The organism is Curtobacterium pusillum, from assembly GCF_007673235.1.
In the GTDB taxonomy this organism is placed as follows: Bacteria; Actinomycetota; Actinomycetes; order Actinomycetales; family Microbacteriaceae; genus Curtobacterium; species Curtobacterium pusillum_C.
Map to the genome: position 1 here is coordinate 683,655 of NZ_VDZH01000001.1, position 15,367 is coordinate 699,021.

Consider the following 15,367-nt stretch of genomic DNA (forward strand, 5'->3'; position numbering starts at 1 on the left):
AGTCCGTCGGTCGGTCGCCGCGACGGCCGTGCGCCGCTCTCCGGGACCCGCCCGCGTCAGGCGGCCGCGCGTCGCGTCAGCGGACCGCGCAGGCCGAGGTGCTCGCGCAGCGTGTCGCCGCGGTACTCCGTCCGGTAGACGCCACGGTCCTGCAGGAGTGGCACGAGGCGGTCGACGATGTCGTCGAGGCCGGACGGGACGAGCCACGGCGAGACGTTGAACCCGTGCACGGCCCCGGCGTCGGCGTAATCGGCGAGCCGGTCCGCGACGCTCGAGTAGCCGCCGACGATGCCGCCGCGACGGACGCCGACGCGGGTGACGAGCTGGCGGATCGAGAGCCCCTCGGCCTCGGACAGTGCCCGCCACTGCGTCGCGAGCTCCTGCGACTTCTGGAACTGGAAGCCGGAGCCGCGCGTCGAACCGGTGACCTCGACGACGGGGTCGATGTCCGGCAGCGGGCCGTCCGGGTCGTAGGTCTGCAGCGACGTGCCCCAGATGTTCTCGAGGTAGGCGATCGCCGTGGCCGGTGTTATCTGGTGCTCGGCGACCCAGCGCGCTTTCTCCTCGGCCTCGGCGTCGGTGTCCGCGAGGACGAACTGCTGACCGGGGAAGATCTTCACGTCGTCCTCGGGGCGGCCTGCCGCGAGGGTGCGACGGCGGATGTCCGCGGCGAAGGCCTTGGCGTCCTCGAACTCGGGATGCGCGCTGAAGATGACGTCGGCGGCCCTGGTGGCGAAGTCGCGGCCCTCGTCGGAGTCGCCCGCTTGGAAGAGCACCGGGTGTCCCTGGGCGCTGCGCGGGAGCCGTCCCTCGGCGCGGACGGCGTAGTGCCCGAGGTCGCGCTCGACGACGTGGACGCCCGACCGGTGCGACCAGCTCGCGGCGTCAGGGCCGGAGGCGACGACGTCGTCGTCCCACGAGTCCCAGACGGCGCGGACGGTCTCGACGACCCGCTCGGCGTGGGTGTAGCGGTCGGCGTGGTCGAGGTAGCCGCCGCGGCGGAAGTTCGCGCCGGTCCAGGCGTTGTCCGTCGTGACCACGTTCCAGGCCGCCCGCCCGCCGGACAGCAGGTCGAGGCTCTGCAGCCGGTGCGCGAGGTCGACCGGGTCGTTGTAGGTGGTGTTCTGGGTGGCGACGAGACCGATCCTCTCGGTGATCGCGGCGAGGGCGGCGAGCTGCGTCTGGGCGTCAGGACGGCCGACGACGTCGAGGTCGTGCACCTGCCCGAGGTGTTCGCGGAGGCGCAGCCCCTCGCCGAGGAAGAACGCCGAGAAGAGTCCACGCTCGGCGGTCTGCGCGATGCGGCGGAAGGACTCGAACGCCGTCTGCGAGCCGGACTCCGGCTCGGTCCAGATCGTCGTCGAGTTGACGCCCTGGAAGAAGACGCCGAACTGGATCTGATTGCGCGGGGTCGTGGTGCTCATGCGGTGACCTCCTCGAGGGCGGCGGTGCGGGCAGCGGTGTGGCGGTTGACCGCGGCCGGGAGCCCGAGGACGTCCCGCAGCCGGTCACCGGGACGGGGCGACCGGAAGAGCCCGGCCTCGCGGAGGGCGGGCAGCACGGCGCGACCGATCTCGTCGAGGTCGTCGTCCAGGACCGCGGGGTGGAGCCGCACGCCGTCGACCTGGCCGGCGAGGTCGGTGAGCAGGTCGACGAGGCCGGCGGCGTCGCCGACGTACCGCCCGACGGTTCCTGGTGCCCACGGCTCGTGCGCGTCGAGGTCGGCGACCCGGCGGGCGGCGGGGACACCGGCGCGGTCGAGGGCGACCTCGAGTTCGAGCCACACCTGCGCGGCGCCGGCCTCGGTCGCGAGCCGACGGGTGGCCTGCGCGCTCGAGGTGACGAGGGCGACGTCGGTGCCGGCGGGCAGTCCGCCGGCCAACGGGGCGAACACGGGCAGCTGCCCCTGCGGCGGCCGCGGGATGATGCTCGGTCCGGCGACGGAGAACCGGGGCGACTCGGCGGTCACCCGGTGCAGGCGGTCCCGGTCGACGTACCGCCAGGTCGTGGCGTCCCGGATGACGGCGTCGTCCTCCCAGCTGTCCCAGAGCTGACGGACGACCTCGATCGCGTCGGTGGCGGTCGCGACGGCCTCGGCGGCGTCGACCGGTGCGCGTCCGTACACCGCTGCGGAGCGCGGGTCGGGGTCGGTGTCCGCGATCCACCCGACACGGCCGTCGGAGGCCAGGTCGGCGGTGGCGAGCTGCGTCGAGACGTGGAAGGGCTCGGTGTACACCGCGGGGGCGACCGGGACGAGACCGATCGCCGACGTCAGCGGGGCCGCGAAGGCCGCACGCTGGACCGCGTCGATCCGGCCGACGACTCCACTGCCGGCGGACGTGCCCGGCGGGACCGCGGCGTCCTCGAACGTCACGGCGGTGAACCCCGCCCGCTCGGCCGCCCGCACGGTGGCGGCGATGCGCCTCCCGCTGAGCAGGTCGGCCGGCGCGTGGTCGGCCGCCCGCCACGCTGCGGGGTGTGCGCCGTCGCCGTCGAGTTCGATCGCGATCGCGAACGGGGCTGTGGTCATCGTTCCTCCCGGAGTCCGTCTGGTGCGACCCTAGGCAGCACGCTGCCGTCCCCGATCGTCTGTTGCGAAGGACGACGACGTGTTACCCCGCGTGGCGGTGGGAGTACCGTCGGTCGGCGTGACGATCGAACACCTCACCGAACCGCTCGCCGGACAGGGGTGGGTGCAGATCGGCGAGGTCCTGCTCGCGTTCGCCCTCGCGTCGCTCATCGGCCTCGAGCGCCAGCTCCGGTCGAAGAGCGCTGGCATCCGCACGCAGGCGATCGTCGGGACCGCGTCCGCCCTCATGCTGCTCGTGAGCAAGTACGGGTTCAGCGACGTCCTCGTGCCGGACCACGTCGTGCTCGACCCGTCCCGTGTCGCCGCGCAGATCGTCTCCGGAGTCGGGTTCCTCGGCGCCGGGCTCATCCTCACCCGACGCGGAGCGGTCCGCGGGCTGACCACGGCGGCCGCGGTGTGGGAGACGGCGGCGATCGGCATGGCCGCGGGCGCCGGACTCTGGCTGCTCGCACTGGTCGTCACCGCCCTGCACTTCGTCGTGGTGTTCGGCTACACCGCGATCGTCCGGGCGCTGTCCCGCTCCGCCGAGCAGTCGATGACGCTCGACGTGGTCTACGACGCCGGTCGCGGGGTGCTCCCGGCCGTGCTCGCCCTCGTCACGGCCGGTGGGTGGCGGGTCGCCCGACTCGTGCAGCAGGACACCGACCGGGCCGACGCCACCGCGGTCCGGATCGACGTCGCCGGCCGGGCCGAGGGGTCCCTGCTCATCGCCCGGATCGGCGAGGTCGACGGCGTGCGCATCGTCGACCCGTCGGCAGCCGACGACCTGGAGTGACGCCGTGCCCTCGTTCTTCCTGACCCACGCCGAGGTCGTCGTGGACCCCGCGCGGCCGATCGAGTCGTGGGGGCTCTCCACCGACGGTCGTGCCCGCGCCGCGGGGGCCGCTGCCGTCGCCTGGTGCCCCGGGGTCCGGCGCATCGTGTCGAGCACCGAGCGGAAGGCGATCGACACCGCTGCGATCGTCGCGGAGGCGGTCGGGCTCGTCCCCTCGACGGACGCCGCACTCGGTGAGATCGACCGCAGTGCGACGGGCTACCTGCCGCTGGACGAGTTCGAGGGGGTCGTCGACGCGTTCTTCGCCACGCCGGGCGACTCGGTGCGCGGGTGGGAGCGGGCGGTCGACGCCCAGGCGCGCATCATCGCTGCGGTCCGGGCGCTGACCGCCGACGGCGACGTCACGATCGTCTCGCACGGTGCCGTCGGGGCGCTGCTGCTCGCCGACCTGCGGGGCGTACCGATCTCCCGCGCACTCGACCAGCCGGGCATGGGCAGCGTGTTCACGTTCGACCCGCAGGCGTGGCGGGCGACGAGCGGCTGGTCCCGCGTCCGGGTGCCCTGAGCGGTCGGGCGGGCGGGCTGCCGGGCGGGCGGGCGCCGCTGCCGAACGACGACTCCGACGTCGTACGACATCGGACTCGTCGCAACCGAGCGCGCGCAACAGCCCGCGCACGCAAGCAACGACACCGCCGACGTCGTACGACATCGACAGTGTCGTTCCGAGTCCGCACCGCCCGGGCCCGTCACCCGCACCCGGCGCCCGCCCGCCCGCGTCACACCGGCAGCCGCTCCCCCGCCTCCACGGCCACGTCGAGCCGGTTCTCCGCCGGCGGCAGCGGGCACGTCGCGTGCTCGGTGTACGCGCACGGCAGGTTCGTCGCCCGGTTGAAGTCGATCGTCGTCGCACCGGTGGCGTCCGGCGCCGCGATGTCCAGGCTCCGGTTGGCCGCGTAGGTCGTCACCCCGCTCGTCCGGTCGGTGAACAGCACGTGCAACCCGTCCCCGTGTCCGTTGAACGCCAGGAGCGACCGCGGCCCGTCGAGGTCGAACGTCAGCACGCCCGGCGCCTCGTACACGTGCTGCAGCCCGTCGACGACGGACCCCACCGTCACCGAGCGCGGCGTCCCGAACGGCTCGAAGTGCGCGTCGACGACGAAGGCCGGGTCGGGCTCGTACGACGGCGTTCCCGGGTACGACACCCGCGTCGCGTTCGAGGGTCGGCGCGGCCGGATGACGTCACTGCCACCGCGGCGGGCGACCTCGACGACCACGGTCTCGTCCCCGTCCTGCCACACGACGGACGTGCTCGACCGTTCCGCCAGCGGGCCGAAGCGATGTGTCCCGGTGACCCGGACGCCGTCGACCTCGATCGACTCCCCCTCCGCGAGCACCACCACGGGCCCGTCGTCCGAAGTGGACCACGTCCCGGGAGCGTCGTCGAACCGCTCCGGCGTGCCGGTCAGCCACCGGATGCTCGTGATCGCCAGGAACCCGTGCTCGCTCGCACGGGAACGCTCGTGAGCCTCGTGCCAGGCGCTCCACGCGGCCTGGAAGTCGGGTGCGGTCGGCGTCGTCGTGGTCATGGGACGACGCTACGTCCTCCGCGGGTCGCGTCGCGACGGCCGCCGTCTCGGGACGTCACGCGGTCCGCGAACGTGGACGGGGCGGTGACGGCGACCAGGCCGGGAGGTGCGGTGCAGGTCGGACGCGCACCGCGCCTCCCGACCGGTGCCGGACCAGGGCCGCACCCACCGGACCGCGGCGGCTCACCAGGGGTGCGCGATGCTGCGGGCCCGCGGCCCGCGGGCCGTCGCGACACGCGAGGCGGTCTCCTCCGGGGCCCGCGCGTCGAGCGCCGTCGCGAGGACCGCGCACGCCGCACCGCGGGCGACGGCCTGTTCGCCGTGCGTGGTCGGCTCGACGGCGATCCGCGGCGCGTCCGGCAGGCGGTCCGCCAGGCTCGCGCGGACCGCGTCGAGGAACACCTCGCCGCCCGCGATCGCTGCGCTCCCGCCGATCACGACGTCGGTGACGTCGAGGAGTTCGACGACGTGAGCCAGCGCTGAGCCGAGGGCCGCTCCGCCGGCCGCGACCAGGGGTGCACCATCGGGATCGGCGCAGAGGGACTCGTAGGCGGCGCGGACCGCTGCGGGGCAGTCGGTGCCGGTGTCGGCGGGCAGGAGTCCGGCGTCGATCGCGCGCCGGACCTGCTGGAGCGGCTGGCAGGCCTCCCAGACGGCGGTCCACCGGCCGTGGGCGTGCACGGGCATCCCGCCGAACTCGCCGGCGTTGCCGGTGGCCCCGCGGACGACCTCGCCCCCGGCGACGACGGCCGCGCTGATCCCGTGCCCGAGCGTGACCGTGACGAGGCCCGCGGTGCTCGTGGTGGTCCAGGCCTCGCCGAGCCCGCCCGCGACGCCGTCCTTCTCGAGCAGGACGGGCAGGCCGGTGCGACGGCCGAGCTCCTCGGCGACGGGCACGCCGGCCCAACCGGGGAGCTGGACCGGTGCGGCGAGCGCCGCCCGTGCCGGGTCGAGCGGCCCGGGTGCCGCGACGCCGATGCCGACGAGGCGTTCCCGGGTGGTGCGCTGCTGCCGGGTCCGTCCGGCGAGCAGGCGTTCCGTCATCGCGGCCATGGCGTCGAGGGTCGCCGTGGGGTCGTCCACGCGGCCGGTGTCACGGTGTTCGGTGGCGAGGACGGTGCCGGCGAGGTCGACCAGGACCGCGGTGACGCGAGCGGGGTCGAGGTGGAGGCCGATGGCGTACCGGGCGTCGGGGGCGATGCCGAGTGCGCGGGGCCCCTCGGGTGCGGTGGGGGCTTCCTGGCGGAGGAGTCCTTCGCGGAGGAGCCGGGCGGCGATGTTCGACACGGTCTGCGCGGTGAGTCCGGTGGTCGCGGCGATCGCGGTCCGGGTTGCCGGGCCCTGCCTGCGGACGACGTCGAGGACGAGGGCGCGGTTGAGGGTGCCGACTCGCGCGCTGTTCGTTCCGCGGTGCAACACGGGGTGCGCTGGTGGTTGACGCGGATCGTCCATGGTCCCTAGCATCGCATCACCTCGGTTTCATCAATCAATTTGATTGAATCGTACGGCCACACCGGTGTGACCACGACGAAGGGACGCTCGTGACGACGACGACACGATCCGGTACCGCAGCTCCACCTCCCCTCCGGGAACGCGACGCCGCGGTCCCGAGACCCCGGCGACGCCCCCGGGAGAAACACCCGTGGACCGTCGCCGAGAAGCGCAGGGTCCGGGTCGGTCTCGCCTTCATCTCCCCCTGGATCATCGGCGTCCTCGTGTTCATCGGCTACCCGCTGGTGTACTCGTTCGCGATCAGCCTGACGCGGTACTCGGGCATGAACGGTGCGACGTGGGTCGGGTTCGGCAACTACATCGCGGCGTTCATCGACCCCCTGGTCCACACCGCGGTCGGCAACACCCTGTTCTTCGCGGTGATCGCGGTCCCGGTCGGGATCGTCGTCGCCATCGTGATCGCGATGGCGATGAACCAGGACGTCCGCGAGATCGGCTGGTACCGCACGGCGCTGTACATCCCGTCGCTCATCCCGACGTTCGCGCTGGCGTTCATCTTCGTGGTGCTCGTCAACCCGCAGACCGGCATCGTGAACCAGGTCATGAAGCTCGTCGGCATCCCGGCGACGAACCTGCTCGGCGACCCGACGACCGCGAAGCTCGTCATCGTCGCGCTGGCGCAGATGGGCGCAGGCAACGCGGCGCTGATCTTCCTCGCCGGACTCCGCGGGATCCCGAAGACCCTGTACGAGGCTGCCCGCGTCGACGGTGCCGGCCCGGTGCGGCAGTTCTTCGCCCTGACTCTTCCGCTGCTGTCCCCGGTCATCCTGTTCAACCTGATCACGGGCATCAGCAACGGCCTGCAGGTCTTCACCGAGGCGTACGTGATCTCGTCCGGCACGGGCGGCCTCGGCAGTCCGGACAACGGGACGTTGTTCTACATGCTCTACCTCTACAAGAACGCGTTCAGCTACGCGCAGCTCGGGTTCGCGAGTGCGATGGCCGTCCTGCTGTTCCTGGCCGGCATGCTCCTCTCGGGGCTCGTGTACTGGCTGTCGAAGCGGTTCGTGAACTACGACGTGACCGGAGAGTGACCCGATGAGCCTGCACACCAAGTCCTCGCCCACCGTCACCGCGAGCGTCGAGACGGTCAACCCGAAGGGCCGCCGCGGCGAGCGCTCCCGCAACGCCGACGGCTCGATCCGTTCGCCGTGGTCGTCGGTCCTCGCCCGCGTGGTGCTCATCGCGATGAGCCTGCTGTTCCTGGTGCCCATCTACTGGATGGTCATCTCCGCGCTGAAGGGCAACTCCGAGCTCGGCGCCTTCCCGCCCACCTGGTTCCCGCAGTGGCTGGACTGGTCGAACTTCGCCGACGCCGTGAACGCGATGCCGTTCTTCACGTTCTTCCGGAACACGCTGATCATCACCGTCTGCGTGACGGTGTTCTCGATGGTGTCGAACCTCGTGATCGCGTACGGGTTCGCGTGCCTGGAGTGGCGTGGACGGGACCGCCTGTTCTACGTCGTCCTGGCGACGCTGTTCATCCCGTTCCCGGTGACCCTGATCCCGATGTTCGACCTGTACGCACGGCTCGGGTGGATCAACACGTTCCTGCCGCTGATCGTGCCGAGTCTGTTCGGGTCGGCGTTCTACGTCTTCCTGCTGCGGCAGTTCCTGCTGCAGATCCCGAAGGACCTGCTCAACGCGGCGCGGATGGACGGTGCGTCGGAGTGGGGCATCCTGTGGCGGATCGTGTTCCCGCAGGCGCGGGCGGCGCTCGTCACGGTCGGGATCTTCGCGGCGGTGGGGGCCTGGAACGACTTCCTCGGCCCGCTCATCTACCTGCAGGACCAGAACGTGCAGACCCTGTCGATCGGTCTGCAGGTGTTCCGCCTCAACAACTCGCAGGACTTCCAGTTCAACCAGCTGATGGCGGCGTCGGTGCTCATCATCCTGCCGCTCGTGGTCCTGTTCTTCGTGTTCCAGCGGACGTTCATCAAGGGCGTCCAGATCGGGAGCTTCAAATGAGCAGCGCATTCGACCGACGGACGTTCCTGCGCGGTGCCGCCGCGACCGGTGGCGCGGGTGCGCTCGCACTCCTCGCGGCCTCGTGCGCCACGGGGTCCAGCGCCCGGAGCAACCCGAACCAGGTCACGATCTGGGGCGTCACGGGTACGTTCGTACCGTTCCAGACGAAGGTCATCAACCAGTTCAAGGCGCTCCACCCGGACATCGACGTCAAGGTGAACGTGGTGCCGTCGCAGGGCACCGGTGACGCGACGAGCATCATCACGGCGGTGCGTGGCGGGACGGCCCCTGACCTGTGGCTGCTCGACCGGTTCAGTGCCGCGCAGTACGCGGCGATCGGGTTGATCGAGCCGATCGACGACCTCATCGAGGAGTTCGAGGAGCAGCCGAAGGACGAGTTCCTGGCGCAGTGGCTCGGGTTCGCCGTCGGCGAGGTGACGTACGAGGGCAAGACGTACGGGCTCCCGCACGACACCGACTGCCGCGGGATGTTCGTGAACCGGAAGATGCTCAAGGGTGCCGGGGTCGACCCGGACGAGTTCGACTGGGAGCACAACGGCCCGGCGACGTTCGACCGGGTGTGGGAGGTCAGCGAGCGCATCACGAAGAAGTCCGGTGGGAACTACACCCACATGGGGCTCCTCCCCTGGTACGGCGAGGGGTGGCCGTTCACCTGGGGGCTGGGTCTCGGGGCGTCGTACTTCGACCAGCAGGACTCCCGGATGACGATGGACTCGAAGAGCGTCCGCGGGATCTTCGACTTCTACGAGGACTGGGCGAAGCGGTACGGCTACAAGGACGCGGACACCTTCATCGCCACGTACGAGCCGACCGGGCACCCGCCGGGGCAGACCGCGTTCATGGCCGACCGGATGGCGTTCATGGTGAGCGTGCCGTCGACGATCCAGACGTTCGACAACTACGGCCCGAAGGACCTCGACTGGGGCACCGCCTACCTGCCGACCCAGCAGGCGGGTGACGACAAGTACACGTGGTCCGGCGGGTTCGCACTGTGCCTGCCGAAGGGGTCGAAGAAGAACAAGGCCGTGTGGGAGCTCATGAAGTACTTCACGAGCAAGCGTGGCCAGGAGACCTACATGGTGCCGGCGACGAGCGTGCCCACGAACCTCTCCGCGCTCGAGGACCCGAAGGGCTCCGCGAAGTCGATCCGGTTCTTCGTCGAGTCGATCGGCGCGTCCACCTGCCGTCCCCCGCTGCCCGTCGGCGGCGCGTGGTGGGACTCCCTCGCCGACGCCCGGTCGAGCGTGCTGCTCGGCACGGCGAGCCCGCAGGAGGCCGTCGAACGGGCGCAGAACCGTGTCGACCCGATGATGCAGACCTACTCCCCGTTCAAGCTCCCCAAGGACTACGACAAGGTCCGGATCTGATCCGGGCCACGACGAAAGGACCAACACCGTGCCCACCACCCCCCTCCGCGTTGCCGTCCTCGGCTTCTGGCACGTCCACGCCGGTGACTACGCCCGCCAGGCCGTGGAGCACCCCGGCACCGAGCTCGTCGCCGTCTGGGACGACGACGTCGACCGCGGCCGCGAGGGCGCCGAGCGCTTCGGCGTCGAGTTCACCGACGACCTCGACGCGCTCCTCGCCCGCGACGACGTCGACGCGGTCACGATCACCACGTCCACCGACGTGCACCGCGACGTCATCACCCGTGCAGCGCGCGCCGGCAAGCACGTCTTCACCGAGAAGCTCCTCGCCCCGACCGTCGAGGAGTGCGAGGAGATCATCGCCGCGTGCGACGCCGCCGGCGTCAAGCTCATCGTCTCGCTCCCCCGGCTGTACCACGGCTACACGGCCGCGATCCGCCGCGAGATCGACGAGGGCCGCCTCGGCGACGTCGACTACGCCCGCGTCCGGTTGTCCCACGACGGCGCGATCGCACCGTGGCTGCCCGAGCGCTTCTTCGACCCCGAGACCGCGATCGGCGGGGCCCTCACCGACCTCGGCTGCCACCCCGTGTACCTGACGCAGCTGTTCCTCGGCGCCCGCCCGGACACCGTGGACGCCGTCTACCGCTCGGTCACCGGCCGCGCCGTGGAGGATCACGCCGTCGTCACCGTCGGCTACCCCTCGCAGGCCATCGGCGTGATCGAGGCCGGCTTCGTCGCCGGCACCCCGTTCACCATCGACGTCGCCGGGACCGCCGGCTGGCTCGCCTACTCCGACCAGCCGGGGGTCCTCACCGCCGGCGGCGCGGCCTACGGCGACCGGCCGGTCAGCCTCCCGGTCCCGGAGGACGCCCAGGACGCGTTCGGCCAGTGGGTGGACCACATCACCACCGGGACGCGCGCGGACGACAACCTCGCCCGCGCCGTCGAACTCACCCGCCTCGTCGTGGCCGCCAACCAGGCCGCCCGCCAGGCCGCCCGGGTGCCGGTCCCCGCCTGACCGGCGGGACCACGGACACCAGCAGCACCACGAACACCAGCACGACCAGAGCCAGGAGTACCAACCATGCCCACTGCCCCCATCCGCGTCGGCCTCATCGGCGGCGGCGGCATCGCCTCCGCCCACATCGCCGGCTACGCCCAGCACCCGGACCTCATCCGCATCGCCGCGGTGGCCGACGCCGTCCCCGCGACCGCCGAGGGTCGCGGCGCCGAGCTCGGTGTGCCGTTCTTCACGAACTACGTCGAGATGCTCGAACGCGCCGACGTCGACGCCGTCGACATCTGCCTGCCGCACCACCTGCACCGCGACGCGATCGTGGCCGCGGCACGCGCCGGCAAGCACGTCCTCTGCGAGAAGCCGCTCTGCCTGAGCCCGGACGAGGCCCGTGACGTGCAGGCCGCCGTGTCCGAGGCCGGCGTCACCCTCATGTGCGCCCACAACCAGCTGTTCATGCCGGCGGTCGCGAAGGCCAAGCAGCTCCTCGACGAGGGCGCGCTCGGCACCGTGTACGAGGTCCGCACCACGGACTCGTTCCGCAACGAGTTCGACCCGTCGAACATGGGTTGGCGCGCCCACGCGTCGCAGAGCGGTGGCGGCGAGCTCATCGACACCGGCTACCACCCGAGCTACCTGCTCATGCACCTCGCCGGCGGTGTGCCGACGCAGGCCACGGCGTTGCTCTCCACCCACCGCTTGAAGTTCATGGAGGGCGAGGACTCCGCGCAGGCGCTGTTCCGCTTCGACAACGGCGCCGTCGGGCAGCTCGTCACCAGCTGGGCCTACGAGCCGGCCGCCGGCACCGAGCGCTTCAGTGCGGTGGGAGAGCTCGGCGCCCTCACGAGCGACGGCACGACCCTGCGGTGGGACCTGCGCGACGGCACGAGCGAGACGGTCACCTTCGACGAGGTCGACACCTTCGCCGCCGAGATCGAGGCCTTCGGCGTCTGCCTCCGGGACGGCACGCGGCCCATCCACACCGAGCGCGAGGGCATCGCGGTGCTCGGCATGATCCTGGCGGCCTACGAGGGTGCACGCACCGGCACGATCGCGCCGGTACTGACGGCCGAGCAGGCCGTCTCGGCCTGACCACCGCGACCAACGGACGGGAGGCACGGTGCGCGTCCGACGCGCACCGTGCCTCCCGTCCGTCGTCGCGTTCAGACCACCCGCGTCGCCCCCGTCACGGGGCCGGGCTCGGCGTCCTGGTCGTCGGCGGCCTGCAGGACGTCCTCGGCCTGTCGGAGCAGGTGGTGCGCCGCCAAGCCGATCGACCGCGCCCCGACGACCGCGACGAGCGCGCACAGCAGCGCGAGCACCGCGACGACCGGGATCCACGCCCACGACGGGTCGAGCACCCGCAGCCACTCGACCGCGGCCGTCGCGACCGCCGCGGCCGGGAACACGAACGACCAGAACCCGAGCGAGAACGACAGGCGCACGTACCGCGGCAGCAGCGCGAGCTGCACGAGGAACAGCAGGGCACCGAGCCCCGCGATCGCCTGCACCGGCAGCGTCACCACGTCGTCCGTCAACGCGAACACCGACACCGTGGCCACGGCCGGCGGTGCGACGAGGATCGCCATCGTCGGCACGAGCGGGCCGGGCAGCTCCGGGCGGAAGCACAGCCGGAGCAGCAGCAGGCCGGTCATCACGCCCCAGAAGAACACGCCGACGCCGAAGCAGGCCCAGGACAGCCAGGTCGCACCGACCTCGTGCGTCGCGACCGAGCCGACCAGCGCCGCGGCCACCGTCGGCAGCAGGTAGCCGCCGTGCACCGACTCGAGCGCGAGCCGTCCCTCGAACCACGTGCTCAGCAGCCACGCGGCGAACCCGGCCGCCACCGCCACGGCGACGAGGACGAGCACCTGCCCACCGACGGGCCAGACGTGCGCGAGGTCGACACCGAGCAGCATCGCCGTCGCCGGGACGAGTGCCGCGAGCGGGCCCTGCGCCGGGTGCCGGAGCTGGTCGACGAGCCGCTCGTGCGCGCGCACCCGGACGCCGCGGACGACGTGTGCGCCGAGCATCCACACCCAGGCGACGGCGGCGATCACCCAGAAGACCTGCGGCAGGAACGCCGGCAGGTGCAGCACGGGGGCCGCGTACGACCAGGTCTCGGCGAACCCGGCGAGACCGAACGGCACGGCGAGGGTGTTGAGCGGGATGCGTGTGGTGGGTCGTGGCATGGCGAACCCATTCTCGCGGAGTGCGGAACCCCGCACACTGCGGACTGGAGGCACGGTGTCCGGCCGCCACGCGCCTCCAGTCCGTCAGCGGCGTCGACCCAGGGCGACGCCCGCCACCGCGGCGACCGCCCCGATGACCAGGAGCGGGCGCGTGACGCGCCGTCGCTTCGCGACCCAACCGCCGTCGGTGGCGTTGCCGGCGTCGGCGGGACTGTAGAGGTTGCCGTCGGTCGGAGCGCCGGTGCCGCGGAGCGCGAACGTCTCCACCATCGGCTTCGTGAGCTTGTGGAACAGCCCGGGGAACACGTACTGCAACGGCACGAGGGACGCCTGGACACGGCCGACGTAGCGGTAGCGCTTCGGGTGCAGCGCCGCTCGGACCACGGCACGCCCGGCCCGTCCGACCGACACCGTCGGCGGCAGCGGGTGGGACTTCTTCCCGGTGTAGTTGGCGCCGTTCTGGTAGATCGGGGTGTCGATCGTCGACGGCAGCAGCGTCGTGAACCGGATCCCGGTGTGGGCGAACTCGTCGCCGAGCACGTCGACCAGGCCGAGCGCCGCGTGCTTGCTCGTCACGTACGCCGACTGGTACGGCGCCGAGAGCAGGGACTGGATCGACCCGACGAGCACGTAGGTGCCCCTCCCGCGCTGCTTCCAGTGCGGGAGCAGGTGCGTGACGGCGTTGAGGTGCCCGTAGAGGTTCGTGTCGACGACGCGCTTGAACGCCTCCGTCGGCGTCTGCTCGAAGAGGCCGTAGACGAAGAGCGCTGCGTTGCCGACGAACACGTCGATGCGGCCGAAGCGGCTCGTCACCGTCCCGATCAGGTCCGCGACCTGGCGCTCGTCGGCGACGTCGGTGGGGATCGCGATCGCCTCGGCGCCGAGCTTCCGGCACTCCGCCGCGGCGGCCTCGAGACTGTCGTGGCTGCGCGCGGCGAGCACCAGGGTCGCGCCCTGACGTGCGAACTCGTGCGCAGCGGCCCTCCCGATGCCGCTCGATGCTCCGGTGACGACGACGATCTTCCCGCGGAACCGATGTGCCATGTCCTCGTTGCTACGCGGTCGGTGCTCGTGGCCGGCACAGGCGGGCGTACCCCGGGGTCCGGGTCCCGCGCCGCGGGGTGCGCCGACGCCCGCCGGGTGTCACGATGGGGGCATGCGCAAGGACGACCTCACCGTCGACGAGGCGACCGTGATCGCCCAGCACGCCCGCGACGGCGTGCTGGAACTCGAGGATCCCGAGGTCCGGAAGGTCGTCGAGCAGGCGAACCGCGTGCTCGTCCGCGCTCAGATGTGGGGAGAGGAGCGGAGTCCGAAGCTCCGCCGACGCCGACGCTTCATCGCGGTCGGCGCGCTGCTCCTGGTGCTCGTGTGGGTGGCAGGGCTGCTCGTCCCGATCGCCGTGCGGTTCGGCTGACGCGGAGCGTCCGGGGCGGCCTGGTCGTCAGGGGCGGCCGCGGGCGTTCCGGGCGACGAGCCACAGGTACGTGCTGTGCCCGACGAGCGCGAGCCCGAAGAAGACCGCCGCGACGGCGTAGACCCGGTCGAGCTTGCCTTGGCCGATCACGAGCATCACGATGCAGAACACGACGGCCACGGCGAGCACCCCGACCTGCACCGTCGACCAGATCCGTCGGAAGCGCGGCATGCCCGTCTCGTTCACGGACACCATTCTGCCCGATGCGGTCAGTGGTCCCGGAGCGCTTCGATGAGCTCGGACTTCCGCTTCGACGAGTAGCCGGTCAGACCGAGCTCCTTCGCGCGCTTCCGGAGGTCCGCGACGGTCCAGTCGTCGTACGACCCGGACTCGCCGCCCTTCCGGCCCACGGCCTCCTTGCCACGGGCCGCGACGGCGTTGCTGATGCGGGCGGCCTTCTCCTTCGAGTTGCCCTCCTTGCGGAGTTCGTCGTACATGTCCGGCTTCTTGAGTTGGTTCGGCATGGCCCGCAGGGTACGCGCGGCGCCGTCAGCGCTTCTCGGGGTCGTCGCCCCAGTTCATGAGGGACCACCGCCACGGGGTGTCGTGCACGTCGCCGTCCGGCCGCTGCTTCGCGTGCCGGGCGACGTACCCCACGACCTTGCGCATGTGGGCGTAGTCGTCGTCGGTGTAGTCGGCCTGCTTCTTGTCGAGGATCCGGATGATGTGGCGTCCGCTCTCGTGCCCGGTCGACTCGCCGCCGCCCGACGGCTTCTGTCCCACCTGCTTCGACTCGTCCGTGTCGAGCCAGGCGCGGAGCTCCGAGGCGGTCATGTTCACCGCGTCGTCGAAGTCCTCGCGGGTCTGCTGTTCGTCGTCGCTCATGCCACTGACCGAACTCCGCACTCCTGCAGGTGATCC

General features: G+C 71.8%; 17 protein-coding genes. 8 read left to right on the top strand and 9 right to left on the bottom strand.

Annotation, left to right across the window (positions count from 1 at the left end; translation table 11 throughout):
- Positions 1 to 56: 56 nt before the first annotated feature.
- On the bottom strand, positions 57 to 1,424 hold the full coding sequence (locus tag FS532_RS03155; protein ID WP_144750213.1) for an NtaA/DmoA family FMN-dependent monooxygenase: 1,368 nt from the start codon (positions 1,422 to 1,424) through the stop codon (positions 57 to 59).
- Complete coding sequence (locus tag FS532_RS03160) at positions 1,421 to 2,530, bottom strand: LLM class flavin-dependent oxidoreductase (protein ID WP_144750215.1); 1,110 nt, start codon at positions 2,528 to 2,530, stop codon at positions 1,421 to 1,423. The genes FS532_RS03155 and FS532_RS03160 overlap by 4 nt, the downstream gene beginning before the upstream one ends.
- A 118-nt stretch (positions 2,531 to 2,648) precedes the next feature.
- Here FS532_RS03160 and FS532_RS03165 point away from each other — a divergent pair, with 118 nt between their 5' ends.
- Both FS532_RS03165 and FS532_RS03170 read left to right on the top strand, forming a co-directional pair.
- On the top strand, positions 2,649 to 3,365 hold the full coding sequence (locus tag FS532_RS03165; RefSeq protein ID WP_260852534.1) for an MgtC/SapB family protein: 717 nt from the start codon (positions 2,649 to 2,651) through the stop codon (positions 3,363 to 3,365).
- Positions 3,366 to 3,369: 4 nt separating this feature from the next.
- Positions 3,370 to 3,930: a histidine phosphatase family protein gene (locus FS532_RS03170; RefSeq protein ID WP_144750217.1), complete on the top strand. Its 561-nt coding sequence runs from the start codon at positions 3,370 to 3,372 to the stop codon at positions 3,928 to 3,930.
- 211 nt (positions 3,931 to 4,141) lie between these two features.
- Here the strand turns inward: FS532_RS03170 and FS532_RS03175 are convergent, their stop codons facing one another.
- The gene (locus FS532_RS03175) at positions 4,142 to 4,951 is read right to left on the bottom strand and encodes a DUF1684 domain-containing protein (RefSeq protein ID WP_144750219.1); all 810 of its coding nucleotides are present in this window, start codon (positions 4,949 to 4,951) and stop codon (positions 4,142 to 4,144) included.
- Positions 4,952 to 5,134: 183 nt separating this feature from the next.
- Positions 5,135 to 6,370 carry an ROK family protein gene (locus tag FS532_RS03180; protein WP_186321887.1) on the bottom strand — a complete coding sequence of 412 codons (1,236 nt, stop codon included), beginning with the start codon at positions 6,368 to 6,370 and terminating at the stop codon, positions 5,135 to 5,137.
- Between the two features lie 122 nt (positions 6,371 to 6,492).
- Here FS532_RS03180 and FS532_RS03185 point away from each other — a divergent pair, with 122 nt between their 5' ends.
- The 5 genes from FS532_RS03185 to FS532_RS03205 all read left to right on the top strand — a co-directional run bounded on the left by FS532_RS03185 (position 6,493) and on the right by FS532_RS03205 (position 11,929).
- Positions 6,493 to 7,497: a carbohydrate ABC transporter permease gene (locus tag FS532_RS03185; RefSeq protein WP_144750223.1), complete on the top strand. Its 1,005-nt coding sequence runs from the start codon at positions 6,493 to 6,495 to the stop codon at positions 7,495 to 7,497.
- Between the two features lie 4 nt (positions 7,498 to 7,501).
- Complete coding sequence (locus tag FS532_RS03190; RefSeq protein ID WP_144750225.1) at positions 7,502 to 8,431, top strand: carbohydrate ABC transporter permease; 930 nt, start codon at positions 7,502 to 7,504, stop codon at positions 8,429 to 8,431.
- Positions 8,428 to 9,819, top strand: a complete 1,392-nt coding sequence (locus tag FS532_RS03195; protein ID WP_144750227.1) for an ABC transporter substrate-binding protein — start codon at positions 8,428 to 8,430, stop codon at positions 9,817 to 9,819. Before FS532_RS03190 ends, FS532_RS03195 begins: the two co-directional genes overlap by 4 nt.
- Before the next feature lie 28 nt (positions 9,820 to 9,847).
- Entirely contained in the window at positions 9,848 to 10,840 is a 993-nt protein-coding gene (locus FS532_RS03200) for a Gfo/Idh/MocA family protein (RefSeq protein ID WP_144750229.1), read from the top strand.
- 66 nt (positions 10,841 to 10,906) lie between these two features.
- Positions 10,907 to 11,929, top strand: a complete 1,023-nt coding sequence (locus FS532_RS03205; RefSeq protein WP_144750231.1) for a Gfo/Idh/MocA family protein — start codon at positions 10,907 to 10,909, stop codon at positions 11,927 to 11,929.
- Positions 11,930 to 12,000: 71 nt separating this feature from the next.
- On the opposite strand, the gene FS532_RS03210 is transcribed toward FS532_RS03205, so the two are convergent.
- Together FS532_RS03210 and FS532_RS03215 are read right to left on the bottom strand one after the other, a co-directional pair.
- Positions 12,001 to 13,029, bottom strand: a complete 1,029-nt coding sequence (locus FS532_RS03210; protein ID WP_144750233.1) for a transporter — start codon at positions 13,027 to 13,029, stop codon at positions 12,001 to 12,003.
- 84 nt (positions 13,030 to 13,113) lie between these two features.
- Positions 13,114 to 14,073 (bottom strand): SDR family NAD(P)-dependent oxidoreductase, encoded by a 960-nt coding sequence (locus tag FS532_RS03215; protein ID WP_144750235.1) that lies wholly within the window; start codon positions 14,071 to 14,073, stop codon positions 13,114 to 13,116.
- A gap of 112 nt (positions 14,074 to 14,185) precedes the next feature.
- Between FS532_RS03215 and FS532_RS03220 the strand changes: the two genes are divergently transcribed.
- Positions 14,186 to 14,446: a hypothetical protein gene (locus FS532_RS03220; protein ID WP_144750237.1), complete on the top strand. Its 261-nt coding sequence runs from the start codon at positions 14,186 to 14,188 to the stop codon at positions 14,444 to 14,446.
- Positions 14,447 to 14,473: 27 nt separating this feature from the next.
- On the opposite strand, the gene FS532_RS03225 is transcribed toward FS532_RS03220, so the two are convergent.
- From FS532_RS03225 to FS532_RS03235, 3 genes are read right to left on the bottom strand one after another with little or no spacing between them, the layout of a single operon-like run.
- Entirely contained in the window at positions 14,474 to 14,692 is a 219-nt protein-coding gene (locus FS532_RS03225; protein ID WP_144750240.1) for a hypothetical protein, read from the bottom strand.
- A gap of 23 nt (positions 14,693 to 14,715) precedes the next feature.
- A complete protein-coding gene (locus FS532_RS03230; protein ID WP_144750242.1) occupies positions 14,716 to 14,970 on the bottom strand; it encodes a DUF7218 family protein in 255 nt (84 codons plus the stop codon).
- 25 nt (positions 14,971 to 14,995) lie between these two features.
- Complete coding sequence (locus tag FS532_RS03235) at positions 14,996 to 15,331, bottom strand: DUF3140 domain-containing protein (RefSeq protein ID WP_144750244.1); 336 nt, start codon at positions 15,329 to 15,331, stop codon at positions 14,996 to 14,998.
- Positions 15,332 to 15,367 lie beyond the last annotated feature (36 nt).

Bases quoted from the DNA above. Each gene is read 5' to 3' on its own strand.
- FS532_RS03155 (WP_144750213.1), bottom strand. From the start codon at position 1,424: ATGAGCACCACGACCCCGCGCAATCAGATCCAGTTCGGCGTCTTCTTC.
- FS532_RS03160 (WP_144750215.1), bottom strand. From the start codon at position 2,530: ATGACCACAGCCCCGTTCGCGATCGCGATCGAACTCGACGGCGACGGC.
- FS532_RS03175 (WP_144750219.1), bottom strand. From the start codon at position 4,951: ATGACCACGACGACGCCGACCGCACCCGACTTCCAGGCCGCGTGGAGC.
- FS532_RS03190 (WP_144750225.1), top strand. From the start codon at position 7,502: ATGAGCCTGCACACCAAGTCCTCGCCCACCGTCACCGCGAGCGTCGAG.
- FS532_RS03195 (WP_144750227.1), top strand. From the start codon at position 8,428: ATGAGCAGCGCATTCGACCGACGGACGTTCCTGCGCGGTGCCGCCGCG.
- FS532_RS03205 (WP_144750231.1), top strand. From the start codon at position 10,907: ATGCCCACTGCCCCCATCCGCGTCGGCCTCATCGGCGGCGGCGGCATC.
- FS532_RS03210 (WP_144750233.1), bottom strand. From the start codon at position 13,029: ATGCCACGACCCACCACACGCATCCCGCTCAACACCCTCGCCGTGCCG.
- FS532_RS03215 (WP_144750235.1), bottom strand. From the start codon at position 14,073: ATGGCACATCGGTTCCGCGGGAAGATCGTCGTCGTCACCGGAGCATCG.
- FS532_RS03220 (WP_144750237.1), top strand. From the start codon at position 14,186: ATGCGCAAGGACGACCTCACCGTCGACGAGGCGACCGTGATCGCCCAG.
- FS532_RS03230 (WP_144750242.1), bottom strand. From the start codon at position 14,970: ATGCCGAACCAACTCAAGAAGCCGGACATGTACGACGAACTCCGCAAG.
- FS532_RS03235 (WP_144750244.1), bottom strand. From the start codon at position 15,331: ATGAGCGACGACGAACAGCAGACCCGCGAGGACTTCGACGACGCGGTG.